This is a genomic window from Caballeronia sp. Lep1P3 (assembly GCF_022879595.1).
Classification (GTDB): Bacteria; Pseudomonadota; Gammaproteobacteria; order Burkholderiales; family Burkholderiaceae; genus Caballeronia.
In genome coordinates, this window is record NZ_CP084269.1 from 168,158 (window position 1) to 181,804 (window position 13,647).

The 13,647-nt window shown below is 59.7% G+C and carries 15 protein-coding genes; 6 read left to right on the forward strand and 9 right to left on the reverse strand.

The annotated features are described in order from the left end of the window. Nucleotides 1-10 precede the first annotated feature (10 nt). From ssb to LDZ27_RS27385, 4 genes are all read right to left on the reverse strand, one after another. Nucleotides 11-550 (reverse strand): single-stranded DNA-binding protein, encoded by a 540-nt coding sequence (gene ssb / locus LDZ27_RS27370; protein WP_244818494.1) that lies wholly within the window; start codon nt 548-550, stop codon nt 11-13. 11 nt (nt 551-561) lie between these two features. Further along, nucleotides 562-1,347, reverse strand: coding sequence for a hypothetical protein (locus LDZ27_RS27375; RefSeq protein ID WP_244818495.1), 786 nt, complete (start codon nt 1,345-1,347; stop codon nt 562-564). 10 nt (nt 1,348-1,357) lie between these two features. Beyond that, a complete protein-coding gene (locus tag LDZ27_RS27380) occupies nt 1,358-1,792 on the reverse strand; it encodes a hypothetical protein (RefSeq protein ID WP_370653502.1) in 435 nt (144 codons plus the stop codon). 108 nt (nt 1,793-1,900) lie between these two features. Then, on the reverse strand, nt 1,901-2,200 hold the full coding sequence (locus tag LDZ27_RS27385; protein ID WP_053572386.1) for a hypothetical protein: 300 nt from the start codon (nt 2,198-2,200) through the stop codon (nt 1,901-1,903). Between the two features lie 383 nt (nt 2,201-2,583). Here LDZ27_RS27385 and LDZ27_RS27390 point away from each other — a divergent pair, with 383 nt between their 5' ends. From LDZ27_RS27390 to LDZ27_RS27415, 6 genes are all read left to right on the forward strand, one after another. Then, the gene (locus tag LDZ27_RS27390; RefSeq protein WP_244818497.1) at nt 2,584-3,264 is read left to right on the forward strand and encodes a nuclease-related domain-containing protein; all 681 of its coding nucleotides are present in this window, start codon (nt 2,584-2,586) and stop codon (nt 3,262-3,264) included. 292 nt (nt 3,265-3,556) lie between these two features. Continuing rightward, complete coding sequence (locus tag LDZ27_RS27395; protein WP_008343116.1) at nt 3,557-4,792, forward strand: hypothetical protein; 1,236 nt, start codon at nt 3,557-3,559, stop codon at nt 4,790-4,792. A 47-nt stretch (nt 4,793-4,839) separates the two neighbouring features. Beyond that, a complete protein-coding gene (locus tag LDZ27_RS27400) occupies nt 4,840-6,048 on the forward strand; it encodes a FlhC family transcriptional regulator (protein WP_244818498.1) in 1,209 nt (402 codons plus the stop codon). Nucleotides 6,049-6,077: 29 nt separating this feature from the next. Continuing rightward, nucleotides 6,078-6,248: a hypothetical protein gene (locus LDZ27_RS27405; protein ID WP_244818499.1), complete on the forward strand. Its 171-nt coding sequence runs from the start codon at nt 6,078-6,080 to the stop codon at nt 6,246-6,248. 3 nt (nt 6,249-6,251) lie between these two features. Further along, a complete protein-coding gene (locus tag LDZ27_RS27410; RefSeq protein ID WP_244818500.1) occupies nt 6,252-6,626 on the forward strand; it encodes a hypothetical protein in 375 nt (124 codons plus the stop codon). A gap of 208 nt (nt 6,627-6,834) precedes the next feature. Further along, complete coding sequence (locus tag LDZ27_RS27415; protein WP_244818501.1) at nt 6,835-7,950, forward strand: CAP domain-containing protein; 1,116 nt, start codon at nt 6,835-6,837, stop codon at nt 7,948-7,950. Between the two features lie 114 nt (nt 7,951-8,064). On the opposite strand, the gene LDZ27_RS27420 is transcribed toward LDZ27_RS27415, so the two are convergent. Genes LDZ27_RS27420 through LDZ27_RS27440 form a run of 5 tightly spaced genes read right to left on the reverse strand, consistent with a single transcriptional unit; the run spans nt 8,065 to nt 13,486 of the window. Beyond that, nucleotides 8,065-8,673, reverse strand: coding sequence for a hypothetical protein (locus LDZ27_RS27420; RefSeq protein WP_244818502.1), 609 nt, complete (start codon nt 8,671-8,673; stop codon nt 8,065-8,067). Between the two features lie 4 nt (nt 8,674-8,677). Beyond that, nucleotides 8,678-9,979, reverse strand: a complete 1,302-nt coding sequence (locus LDZ27_RS27425) for a hypothetical protein (protein ID WP_244818503.1) — start codon at nt 9,977-9,979, stop codon at nt 8,678-8,680. A gap of 15 nt (nt 9,980-9,994) precedes the next feature. Beyond that, nucleotides 9,995-10,624, reverse strand: a complete 630-nt coding sequence (locus LDZ27_RS27430) for a hypothetical protein (protein WP_244818504.1) — start codon at nt 10,622-10,624, stop codon at nt 9,995-9,997. Between the two features lie 12 nt (nt 10,625-10,636). Continuing rightward, on the reverse strand, nt 10,637-11,755 hold the full coding sequence (locus tag LDZ27_RS27435; RefSeq protein ID WP_244818505.1) for a type II secretion system protein: 1,119 nt from the start codon (nt 11,753-11,755) through the stop codon (nt 10,637-10,639). Nucleotides 11,756-11,767: 12 nt separating this feature from the next. Further along, a complete protein-coding gene (locus tag LDZ27_RS27440; RefSeq protein WP_244818638.1) occupies nt 11,768-13,486 on the reverse strand; it encodes a GspE/PulE family protein in 1,719 nt (572 codons plus the stop codon). Between the last annotated feature and the right edge of the window lie 161 nt (nt 13,487-13,647).

The window sequence follows — 13,647 nt, forward strand, 5'->3', positions numbered from 1 at the left end:
AGTTACGGGATCAGATCGCAGCCCACTCGCGTCGCGTTAGGTAAGCGTTGAAGGGAATGTCATCCATGTCATCAAACCCACCGCCTCCACCATACGACGTCGATTGCGGTTCGCGATTCGCCGGCGTCGGGTTGCTCGATCGCGGCTGCTGCGACCGTTCTTGACGTGCGGGGCGCTGGCTCTCGAGACCGTCATTGGACGAACGATCACCGGTAGAGCGGCCGCCGAGCATTTGCATCTGGTCTGCGACGATTTCCGTCGAATACCGCTCTTGCCCAGCTTGGTCCGTGTACTTGCGCGTGCGGATTCTGCCTTCGATGTACACCGACGAGCCCTTCTTCAGATACCCGTTGACGATTTCAGCCAGCCGACCGAAGAAAGAAACGCGATGCCACTCGGTCTGCTCCTTCATTTCGCCCGAGGACTTGTCCTTGTAGCGATCGGTCGTTGCCAGTCGAATGTTTGCCACCGCGTCGCCGCTCGGCAGATAACGCGTTTCCGGGTCGGCTCCGAGGTTGCCCACGAGGATGACCTTGTTTACTGATGCCATAAAAAGCTCCTTTAAGATTTCTTGGAAATCGCCCAAAGCCACTTGTCCCAGAGCACTTGCGCGCCGCTGGAATCGAGCTTTGGTCGACCACGTTTATCGACGGCAGGTACCTTGATCTTGCCAAGGCGCCTGACCTCTATGCGATCGCCGACTTTGCAATGTGCCTCTGCAATCGCGTCGCGAAGACCCTCGCCTTGCAGCACGTCCACACCTGTACGGTGCTCAAGTGTGATGCAGAAGGATTCGTAGGTCCGCCCCGGTCGCTTGCCGTCCGGGAACTCCCTCTCGCCCCACTCTTTCAGCACGCCATATCGCGCGCGCTCACTGGGTCGATGCGATGGCTCGGCGGCCCGCGCTGGCGACGACGCTACGGTCTCGACGATTTGCTTTGTCGGTCGCGCGTCGCTCGCGGCGGCTGGGCGGGTTGGTGCAACCGAACGCTCGGAAGGCGCCTCTGTCGGCTGAACGTCCCGGACGGCAGCCGCAATCGCTTCTGTGAGCGGACCCTGGTGCTCTCGCAGCACTTCCCAGTGCGGAGCGAGCGCCGGAATCAGCTTCATTCCGACTGCAGTTGGCCGTAGCTCATAGTCGAACGCCGGGCGAAACTGCACCACGACATCGCCGTCGTCGCGAAAGAGCATCGGTTGACCAGCGATCGCGATGTGCCGCTCGTTCGCTCCGCCTTTTCCGACTTCGACGGGGGATGATTGCTTTGCGGGGTAGCTATTCCGGGCCTGCGTCGCCGACTGCACTCCGAAGAGCGTTCCCCGCAGCCGGCCGAATGTTGATGTGCTCATAGTCGACCTCCTAGAGCAGCGTGCCGAAGCACTCGCTACGCACTTCTTCCATGTCGCGTTTGAGCAAAGGGTTGCTCAAGATGACGTCCTGCAGGATCTCGGGATCGACGCCGTTGATCTGGCACACGAACCGATACGGCAAGGCGCCCATCCAGAACTCCATGACCCATCCGAGCGTGGCCCGGTAGTCTTCGAGTTCCATCTTTTTTCGGTTTTTGAGTCGCTCGCTGAACAACGCAGCGCAGTCCATTAACGACTCGGGCATGTTGTCGCCGCGTCTGCTGTCAGTCGCGAGACTGATCAACGCGTCGACCATCTTGTCTTTAACGGCCCCGCTCCACAGGTGCGGATCGGGCAGCGGATCGGGCTTGGCTTGGACGCGTGTGATCGGTGCTTCGGGAGCGCCGAACATGTCCAGTTGCCATGCGGCTACTTCTGCTTGCATGGGAATCTCCGAATGAACGGGAACCCATGCCCGCAACGGGATGGTTTCCCGTTGGGGTGAGGGGTCAAGACCGCCCGTGCGGGCAGTCTTGACATTCAGGCGTAGCGACTAGTTGTCGGTGCCTGTCTTAAGTGGAACGACCACTGCGGACTTGGCGTACTGACGTTTGATGGGCGTGACGTTGGCGTCGGCGGGAGCCGGAGCGACAACGGCGTGCGCGGGCGCCTTCGAATCCTCAGCTTTCTCCTCTTTCAGCGCCGCCTTGATGGATCTCTTGATCCATACAGCGACGGTGGCAGAGACAAACAGAAAGGCGAAGAACGAATGCGCCGCAAACCACAGGGCAAAGCAAACAGCGACCAACCAGCCGGGCGACTTCATCGCCTTCATAACCAACTGCTTCGGCATTTTTCTCTCCAGAAAAAGACGCACTAAGGGATGTCCAGCCAACACAGCGCTGGATGATTTTCGATGCTCGGGTGAGCAGGGAAAAACGGCGCGCGGAGAGACGCTTTCGTCACGGCTCGAATGAAGGCGTGGCGGAAGCAGCTCAAAGCAGGGGAAAGTGGATGCGAGCGCGCGGCCTATCGGTATGCGCAACTCGGGTCGATGCGTCGTGGACGCGGGGATAGATGCGAATTTACGCCCTGCCAGCGAGGTGCGTGCCTTCGAAAGCTCCCGATTTCATACCGCCTTTTGCTTTTTTCGACACATCTGTGACTGCGAGCGGGCGGCCTTGACTTCGCGCATGCCCTGCCATGCTTGGAGCATACATACCAAGGAGCCAGCACATGCTTATCAAACTACTGATCGCCGTCGGCGGCTACTACCTATATAGACGGTCTAAAGCACGGCGTCGCCCGCGCACTTCGCATTCGGCGCGGACAGTGCCACGTTCGGCGGACGCGATCGGCGCTGCGGGCGAGGCTGCGACGCAGGCGAAGCTGCGCAAGACCCTCCGCTGCCTGTGCGGCGAGGAGTTTTATCTGCATGATGGTCCGTTGGTGATCGAACACGCACCGGGGACGGCCTTTCCAACGGCAGAAATCGACCACCTTGCGGTCACGCCCTTCGGGATTTTCGTTTTTGAGACGAAAAATTGGTCCGGGCACATTGCGCCGTCAGCGATGCCCGGGAATCTCACCCGAACTTCGCACAACGGTGAAACGGACGATAGGCGCTCCCCGATAGCGCAGAACCGGACCAAGCTCCGATTTCTTCGTGAACAACTGCCAGGCATGTGGCCGGTTGCCGGTGCCGGCATTTTCACATCGCCCACGGCCGTGCTTCACCGGGACCTGTCGACCGATCTGCTCTCGCTGGAGGAGTTGCCCTACTGGCTGCGACTCAAGCGCGATTCGTTCAAAGAAAGATCGCCGGTGGACGTCCGTCGCGCCACGGCGGCCGTACTGATGTACGCCGACACCTCACCAAAGGCGCTTACTGCCCACAAGGCGCGGGTGGTCGCGTAACCAGAACTTTCGACCGAAATCAAGCCCTGAATTAGGAAAGGTCTTCCACATAATCGTTAAAGTGTTACATATGTGAACCGTTAAACGATTGCTTACTCGCGCCTGTGCGGCTTTTGTCTGCAAGAGCTTGCGCGAAAGAGGGGGTGAAATATGCGTCTTTTCACCCTCGGAACGTGTAACAAAGAATTTACGATCGGTTACTTAGCCGATCGGTCGTTCGATACGTTGCGGGGATGAGAGCCCCGCGCATGCAGGGCAGCGCCGTCAGCGCTGCACACAACGGAGAGAAGAAATGCTGTCAGGCGAGACGTCCGGAAACGTTCCGAATAAGTTCAATCCCAATCTACCGGTTCCGTTCGGTGACGATTCCATGTCCGATTTCATCGTTCCGCGCGACGATAACAAAGGGATCACCCGAACCACCATCGAAAAAGCCGCTAAAGACGCTTTTGGCGCAGAGGACGAGCTCGTCGCGAGACTGACGGACTCCATGATGGCCGTTTCCGAGTCCCGGGAACGCATCTCCGCAGAGATGATCGCGCTCGGCAATCAACTTTTTCACGCCCACTACCTCATTCGTAACAATCTGGTGGCGAAGGGCGGCGACACGGTCTCGATTCACCGCAAAGCGGCGCGCATGGCGTACGACTTCTTCGAGAACTCGCTGAAGATCAAGGAGTCGGCAGCCCGCCAGTACATGCGATGCTGGGAACGCTTTGGTAACAACGAGGAGGCTATCCGCATCTTCAATGTGGGCGAGCTCGACATGCTGGCCTCCTCCACCGTCAGCGACGCGCACATTACTGAACTAATGGCTCAGAAGCAAGCCAAGCCTGATATGACGCGCGCAGACGTGAAAAAGCTACTCGACGCGCTGCAGAAGCAAGAAAAGGCGCTTGTCGATAGTCAGAAGCAAGTAGACAACGTCACGTCCGTACTTGAGGACACGAAGACCGCACTCGACCTTGCGCAGCGCGAGGCACAGCATCTCAAGGATGAACTCGACACCAAGGCCCGGGCACTGACCGCAAAGCAGCAGCAACTGGACGGCTTGGATGACCTCTACAACCGTCGTACTGCAGGGATGAGCGACATGCAGAAAGACCTTGCAGACAAAGACAGGGAGATCAAGCGTCTGCTTGACGCGCTCGAGAACAAGAAGCCCGAAGTACAAGTGAAAGAGGTGCTTGTTACGCCTCCCGGCTTCACCTCGCTGGTCGAAGCGCTTGAAGAGAAAACAGCCGAATTTAAGAAGACGACGCAAGCCTTGGACGCACTGAAGCAAGAAGTAACCGAGGTTGAGAAGAACCGCGAGAAAGCCAAGGCTGCGCTCGCTGCCGCAGAAAAAGTGCATAAGACGATGGAAGGCGTTTCCGCCGCGTTCGAGTCCTTCGCTGGAAAGCTCACCGCCGCGCAACTGGCCGTCCAGGCATGCGACAGCCCTGCCGAGCATCGCACGATGCTGGAGACGTTGTCCGCGATGATGCGCAAATCGCAGAGCGAACTCGACGCATGGCTCGCTAAGTAAAAAGGGCTAAGACCGACCACGTGGCTGTGCGCCGTGAGGCGCACAGGATGACAAAAAAATTGATAACGACAATGTCAAAAAATACTCTAGACGCGATTGAGACCAACATCGCGTTACCGGCTTTCTTGGCCGAAAAGATCCAGCGCGAAAACTATTCGCTCACTGACGCAATGCACAAGGTCCTTGCGCGGTATCCCGACGCGGAGGGCGTGCTGGGCCTATCGCTGGACAATATGGAACTGTTCGATACGCACGCCGATCCGAAGGCGACGCTCATGAACATGCCGTTCCTAGCATTGTCCCCTACCCTGCCGGACCCCAGAGACTGGGATACGTTCGTCAACGGCGTCCTGCGTTCGCGAAAGGTGGAAGAGCTAACGGATAAGATGCCCGAAGTCGATGGCATGACCGGACGCGACATATTTCACAACAACAGCTCCTATGTGACGCTGCTTAAGGACGTGCTGCACATGAACGTCCTGGCGGCACCGCTGCTAGGTCTCTCGCTCGAACTCGCGCACTACCTCAAGGGTCTGCCGATGCGTCGCATCCAATCGGCGATCGGTGAGATCAAGTTCCCGCTCTATAGATGGCGGTTCGACGACAACATGTTCTGGACGGAATACCGCACGGGATGGCTGTCAAACGAGGCGGTCGCCCATTACCTCATGCGTACGGCGCAGCTCCCGCCGTCCACCTTGCCATTCAAGCACGCGTGGTCGGACCTTCGGCTTGACCGGGCTCAACGCGATGTCTACGCGCGGGCGCTTATGACACAAGGCTGCCGCGCTGCGACTGCGACCAATCTGTTCACGCTGAACGCAACAAAAGCACGGAACACCTACAGGGAGATCCACGGCGTCAGTTCACCGTGCGGCTGCAACCCGACGTCGCTCATCTGGTACGTCGAGCACCCGACACATCGTCTGCAGGGAACGTTCTTGGCATGGCTTTATCGCGCAGCGCTGGCCAACGGAGGCAACATCCCTGAGGCGCTTATCGCCTCTATCGACGTCGCCGAGAAGATGTTCGGCAAAGAGTTGGTCATTAGCCCCGACCGCGCGATCCACCTCACCCGAGCAATGGCGATCCACTCCCGGCTAACGATGACCCCGTGCCGGACCTGTAAGACCGAGTACATCCTCTCCAACGAGCAAGGAAGGATCGAACTGGCGAAAGACTTCTTCTGTCCGGGCTGCAGCTACAGTCTGAAGTCACGCTCCGCCAAAAAGCAGGCGAAGTCGAAGACCGAGTAACGATAACCACAACGGAGGGAGTTCGATCAATGTCCGAACAGTTTAGCGTTGAAGCTGGACTCGTCGTTTTCTCACGCGACGGCCGCGTGCAGTTTGGCTGGCTGGACCTTCAAACCGGCGCGTACTACGGCGAGGCCGATGGTCTGTGCATTGCCGATGCGATCGGCGCGATCGAATTTCACTCTGACGTGACGCACTGAGCCATGCAGGACTTCGCTTACCTCTTTCCGGACAGTGTCGCCGCGTGGCTCGAAGGCCGCGGCGACGCGAGGTTCCACCGGTACGAGAGGCACTACCGCGCTGATCGCGCGACCGTGCAGTCGCTGGACGCGTTCGACCTTGAGCAAAGCAACGTTCGCTTCGCGCAAAGATTCGGGTCAGGCAGGCGGCAGTTCGCGGCCGTGTCGAAAAGCAAGGCATTCGGCGCGCTCGCGACCTTCCTCATTCTCCTTTGGGGCGGCACTGCACTTCTCTCTTCCGTCGGCGCGACACAGCCCGTCGCCGTTGCTGCGGTGCTCGGCGTCGTCTTTATCGCCTTGCGGGTAAAGCACTTCCGAGCCCGCGGACAGCGGCGATAGCAAACGGTTGCGACCAAACAACGGTGCCGAATTTCAACCCATTACTGGGTATTACAATGCCTGCGCCGCCATTGGCCAACGGCATTCCCCAACGAGGAAAGCGGTTTCGCGGCGGACTTCCAAGTCGCCTTGACTTCGAACACCGCTGGATAAGATGAAAGTAAGCAGATCGCGGGGGCGACTGCAACAACTAGATCGGAAACAACAAATGACGATTCAGAAAAACTTCAAACTCTCGATGGCCGCGATCGCTGCATCGCTGCTGGTGGCTGCTTGCGGCGGCGGTGGCGGTAGCTCAAGCTCATCAGCTGCGCCCGCTACCGGCGCGAGCAGCCCTGCGAACACGGACACGACAAGCGGCGTTGCGCCGCAAACGTCGGCCAACACGCCCAGCTATGTCGCCGATTCCTTCCAGCTTGCTGCGTTCAATCAGATCAACGCCTACCGCAATGCGATGGGCGTTGGCATGCTAAATCAAGATCCGGTGTTGGACACGGCGGCACAGGCGCATTCGCGATACTTGTTCAGCAATCTGGCTAACGGGATGCTCACGGCATTGAGCCATGACGAAGTGGCGAGCAACGCCAATTACTATGGGGACACGCCGTTGCTTCGTGCACAAAAGGCTGGCGCACCGACGACTGAATGGATTGGCGAGAACATCGCGGCCGGCGTGCCGGGCGGAACCCAAGCCGCCGACGCCGCTGACTGCATCGGACGAGCGCTCGCGTCGGTCTACCACCTGGTCGATCTCACCTACACGCAGCAAACGGTCGGCATCGGCTACACGCCGGGAACCTCGTCCTACCCGATCTATACTTGCACGACCGATTTTGGAACGACAGCCGGTGTCAACGGCGCACCTGGAGCGAACACACTGTCGTCCGTTGGTGGACAGCAGATTTCGGCCACGGCGGTAGTTCATTCGCCATATAGTAACGAGACTGGCGTGGCTCTGGCGATGCGCGCTGAGGCTACGAATCCTGCTCCTGACTTGTCGGCACCCGGACGTCCGATTCTTGTCCGCGTGAAAGCAGCACAAGGCGTCGATACGCTGACGGTGAGCCAGTACGCCCTTACCGACAACACCGGGGCTGCGGTGGCTGCGCGTGTATTGGTGCCGTCCGCCGCCGTGGCAGGCTCGACGGCGACGACCGTGGCCGATCCGAACAAGCTGCTGCAAAGTGGAACTGCGGTTCTCCTTCCGCTGACTGCTCTCAAGGCCGGCACGACCTATACCGTGAGGTTCGCGGGTGCGCGCAACGGTACGCCCGTATCCACGTCCTGGAACTTCACGACAGGCGCCGGTCAGCAGAGCCAGTAAAAAGGGTTCGGCGAAGCGCACGACGCGCTATCGAACTTAAGCCCTAAGATGCAAGAAAACGCCCCGCTGATTGCGGGGCGTTTGCCTTTGTGAGTGCTGAATGCTTCGGGCTGGTCAGCCGCCGCAAGCTCCACCGCCGGTCATGCAGTCTTCGTTCCTGAAAACAGCGTAGGGACCGGCCCCGCCAACGTTCGCCCATGCTCCAGTGGCGTCATCCGTGGTACAGACGACTTCATAGACATTGCTTCGCGTGTAACCGTCAGACTTGGTCCAGTATTTCGTGCCGATAGAGTTGTTGTAGTACCACTGCGAATAGCCACGGGAGCTGTACCGAATGCGATTCGTCAAAGGACCCAGCGTGATCCCGTCCTGCGCTGCGCGCGCCGCACAGTTGGCTTTTGTGACGTCGTCGGGAGTCGTAGGGTTGTCCTGTGCTGGTGGCGTCACCGGCGGAGGCGGAGGCGGTGCATTGCATGAATAAATCCATCCGCTTCCGTTCCATGCCGGGCCCGAAGCGAACCCATACTGGCACGAAGGCTGCGGCGTGACGCACTGATACCTCACACCGACCTTCTGCCATGAATATCCGGGATCGCAACCGGGGGCGCGCGGAACACCCATAGGATTTTGCACCCACTCGGCGTTAGAGCTGATAGGAGCCGTCAGCACACCACCCAGCGTCGCAAGCAACGTCAGCGAGATTGCCGTCTTGATTCGCTTCATCTTCTTATTGGTTGGGGTAATTGCAGCCGACGTCGATCTGCGCCTGCAGGCCAAGCTGGTCTTGGACGAGGGTATTCGCTCCATCTGCGAGAACGTCGTATATCTGGAGGACCCATTGCGACCCGCTCCAGCCCATCGAAAAGCGCGCACCGGCGATCGGCGGATTATGGTTCGAGTAGTCAGTCGTTACTGATAGCGGCGTAATTCGGTACCACGCTGAGCCGCCGGGACCACATGCGGGCGGATTTACGCCCCACCCGTTGTACCAACCGCTGTACTGCGCGTCGGCCGACTGGTTACTAACGAGACTGCTGGCGCCGACCCAGTTTCCCCACTTGTTGCACACGTACATGAGGTTGTTGCGGATGGTCACGCCGTTCCAGCCGCAGTTGCCGGCGGCAGCGTTGATATTCGCGACGTTCGTGTTCACGACATTGGCGTTCACAGTTCCGCTGGAATTCACGTCGCCGACATTGATCGGTGCAGCGCCGGTACCTTGATAGTTCTGGACGTACAACGCGCCTTTTGTACGAACCGCCGCATTCACGCTATCGCCGTAGTACATAGCGCCGTTGTCGATCTGAAGACTGTTCCCCGCTTGCAACCTCATAACCTTGTTTGCGCCCAGCGTCACATTGCCGACGTTTTGCATGTCCTGATTATTGGCGTTCATCGTGCCGGTCAGCGGTAATGCGCCATCGCGCCGGTAGTACGGCGAGTTACCGTCCGCGCCAAAGCCATTGATCGCGAGCACCATCCCAGGCTTGCTCCCAACGGGATTGGGCACCGTCCACTGTCCATGAATCCCGGTAATCGTGGCTGGCGTGCGGTTTGTCGAGTAGCCGAACTGTGCTCCCCCCGCAGCCGTGAGCACGCCTGCACCGGCGATGTCAGCCGTCTTGTCCTTCATGCTGATCAGCGGCAAGCTCGGATAGATCTGCGATGCAATATGGCAGTTGCCCGCTGCGGTGGAGCAGTTGTCGGGCACGATCGACAGCGCTATCTGGTAGGTTCCACCCCAAAAAGGACCGTCCTTGAACGAGACCTTGTTGTTAGCCTGCGCGCTCAACTGAGCGAGCGTGGGCGCGGCTATCGCAGTCGACGTCGTCTGCGAAAACCCTGCGGGGATCAACGACGCGTAGTTGTTAGTGATGTAGCTGCCAAGCGCCGAGTTGATCGACGCAATGTTCTGCCCTTCGATCTGGAGCAGGTTCTGGCGCTTGGCAGAAATGTCTTCCTTGATTCCCTGTACCGTCAGCAAGGCCGCGCCGACGAGGACGATCAACATCTCAAGAATGCTTCCCATGTCGGCGGCCTGCGCTTAGGTACGGGTGGTCCAGAGCGCCATCGAAGCCATAGAGCCATTCGAAGCGCAGGCGGTCGCAACCGTCGACGGGTTAAACGTCGTGGTCGGCGAGAAGATCGTCGTGCCGTTCACCGTCACCTGCGTGTACACGGTGACGAGCGCGGCCGCGCTCAGCGAGCAAACCGTCGATGTCACCGGGTACGTCAGGACCAACGAATCGTTGGAGGTCACGAGCGTGCCAACGGCAGCCGTCACCGTGCCATTAAACATCCCCTTGACCGACGACTTATCCGACGCGACGCGCGAGCCCGCCGAATCAAACGCGTGGTTCTGAGCCAGCACCGTAAGCGTCTCGGCCGAGAAGTCGGCGTCGTTCTGCGTCGCGTTCAGGATCCCGGTGTGGAACATCTGCGCTTCGCTCTTGAACTGCGACGAATGAATCAGATCGAGCACGTACTTGCCGCCGGCATAGACAGCCAGCGCGAGCAACGCCGCACCAGCCATCACTGCCCCTGCTTCAATCATGGACAGCTCGCCCGACTGCTTGGTCGCGCGCGCCATCTTGAGCATGCGTGCGCGGCGCGCCTTGATCGGGTCCATCTCAATCGCGTCGATCGCGACTGCTTGTTTGTTCTCGTTGGTCATTTTGTTTTTTCCTTAATTGCTAGATGCGGCGGGATTTCCCGATGTGAGATTGACGGCACCCGTCACCACGTACGAACCGATGCCGAGGGTCAGAAACAATGCAGCGGCGAAGCCGAGAAGCATGAAGTGCGTCATTCGTGCGTTGCGCTTGACTGCTTCAACGACGCGATCAAGTGACTCACGGCCAAGGCTCTTGATAGCGGCTTCAAACTGATCGCGGCCTGCAGCGTCAGTGATCGTGTCGACAATCGTGACCGAGAAGATGCCGGTGTCGAGGGCGCGCATCGGCTCATCGGACCGGGCCGTCAAGCGTCGATCCATGATCTTCAGATGCCAGCGCAGCCACGGATCGGCTGTCTTGAGCAGCCTGTCGAGCGCAGCTCGCAGCGTAAGGTTGGAGTCGAATAGGCCTGCAAGCGAAACGATGAGCAGCGCCGCGCGAAGGTTGCGACGATTTCGCCAAAGCAGCGGCATGCGGTCGAACTTGTCCCGCAGAGGCCCGGACCAACGCTTTAAGCTCGTGAAGTAAGCGAGCACAAGGCCGATGATGGCCGTGAGCGTGAGCCACCAGTACTGGTAGCAGAACGTGTCGACGTGATACAGGAACCGGCCAAGATCGGGCCATTCGTCGAGCGGGCGGACGTCGAGCACCTGCGGGAAGATGACGCCGCCAAACAGCATGCAGTACGCGTACATGTAGACCAGCAGCAACGCCGGGTAGGCCATCTGCACCGAGGTTGTTGACGACAGCACGCGCTTAGCCTTCGCCGCCATTTCCGCGAGTTCGAAGCCACGCACGACGGAGTCTTGGCGCGAAGATTCATCGGCAATGTCCAGCAGCGCGTACTCGTCGCCGGGGATGAATGGCTTGATAGCGAGCGAGAAGCTCTCCCCGCGCTGCATAGTTTCCCGGATGCTGGAGAACACCCGCCATTCGAGCTTGCCGCGCGTGCGGCTGCGCTTTTCGTACGTTTCAAGCCGGTCGAACAGCGTCTCGGTGTTGCGCAGGCCCTTTGCGGCGATATCGAGACGCGTCTCGCGGTAGAAGTCCTCGCGGACTTTCTGAAACCGCCAGCGCGCGACGACCAACTGCTGCCGCTTGGGCAACATCTTTGCGAACGTGGTGAACATGGAGGACCAGTGTTAGACCATCAAACCATCGACGCCGGGCATCACGCGGTACTGCGCGAACGACTGCATCGAGCGATTAATGAATTGTGGGTCAATCAAACCGCGCGAAGCCTTGAAAAGAGCGTGTTCATATAGCGTCTTTCCATTCATATCGGCGTTATCGAACCCGGTTCGCCGCGCACCGCGCCAAACTTTGCGGGCGCCGGCCCAGTCGCGCTCGGCTACGCGCTCCAGAAACTCGGGCGTCGGACGATAGAGTTCGGCGGCCAACGAGGGGCGCGTTGTGCCCCCCGCGGCCTTGCCATTGCGCGTGAACAGCCCTTTCAGTCGGCAGTGCTCGCAGCCGTCATAGTTGCGGCACGCCATCCGCGAGGTGTCGAGGCCAAACTTCGTGCGCAGCAATTCGAGGTCGGCTTTCGGCATGACGTCTTCGGCCGGCAGCTTGCAGTGCTCGCAAAGCGTCGGAATCAGCTTCTGGTTACCGACCGCATTAATGAACCCTTCCGAAGCCAGCTCGTCGATCGGAAGCTGCAGCCGCCCGCCTGCCATACGCATCACGGCCGCGATGATGTCGCCGGCGTGCAACGAAAAACGCACTGGGTGACCGGTCAGCGCTAGTTCGGCCACCAGCCCCATCACCACTCGGTCACGCACTTCGCCGATGGTCAAATCGTCCGGGTCCTGTCGCATCAGCGTCCGAATCACCTCCGCGTACTTGCGGTTCGCCTCGTCGTCGGTCTCGTCCGGGCGGCGAATGATTGAGTAGTCCGACAGCCACGGCATCGGATATTCCGACGGCTCGTTCACCGCGAACTGTTTCTTCAGTTCACGATCCGGCAGCATGTAAGAGAGCGCGCGCAGCGTCGTTGTCTTGCCTGAGCCGGTCTCGCCAGTGAGCGCCGTAATGCCGCCGCTCACATAGTTGAGCGTCTCGATCAACTCCAGCTGGCTCTTCTCGAATCCCATGTCCTTCGGCAGCAGCACCGAATAGTTCTTGAAGTTGCCGTCGAGCAGACGCAGCGTGACGTCATACCCGCCCACCAACGGCGACGACTGCCAGCGCAAGTTGACCGTGTCCGTCTTGACGACCAGCGGGATCATTGCCGACTGCGGCGCGCTCGGCTGAAAACTGTTGCCGGAGTTGGTATTGCGCTGAACAAGATCGCTGTACGCAGCAAACAACGCGCGACGCACGATCGCCTTGGGCATGCGGCTGAACGTGTACATATCGCCGTTCACGCGGAACCGGATTTCGACCTCGTTGTGGAATTCGCGTGGTTCGAAATGAATGTCGCTCGCGCCGTATGCGTGTGCGGCCTCAACGATGTCGCGGAAGTTGCCGATCGCGCGGCTGGATTCGCGGACTGTGGAGTTCGCGGCAGTCGCGGCCTTACCCGAGTAGATGGCGGCGATCACACTTTCCGTCGCGATCATCTCCTCGCGCACAAGGATGTCGTTGTTGCCGAGATCCTTGATGAAAGTAGCGTATTGGGCCTTCTCCGCAAACCGTGCGGTGGCCACCGTGATCGCCACGCCCGGTTGCAATTCGACGGCGACGAACTCCTTGCGCGCAGCCGCCGGAATGCGCAGCGCGGCGTCGTCGTCAGCGACGGTCAGCACGCGCTTGAAGTCAGGCAGCGAATCGGGCGACACGAGTTCCGGTCGACCCGATGCTAGCCCCCCACTCGCAGTCTGCTCGTAGTCGTCCGCTGCGTATTCCTGCGCGGCCATAGTCGGCGTAGCCACGGCCTTATGTTCGCTCGGACTTGCTGGTCGGTGTGGCGCAGGTTCCGGTTGCTCACGGAACCGCTGGGCGTTAGCGTCGCTCGCGGCGACACCCGCGTGCCCGATCGATTCCAATGGCGCTCCTGCAGAGTCGGGCTGCGGCTGTT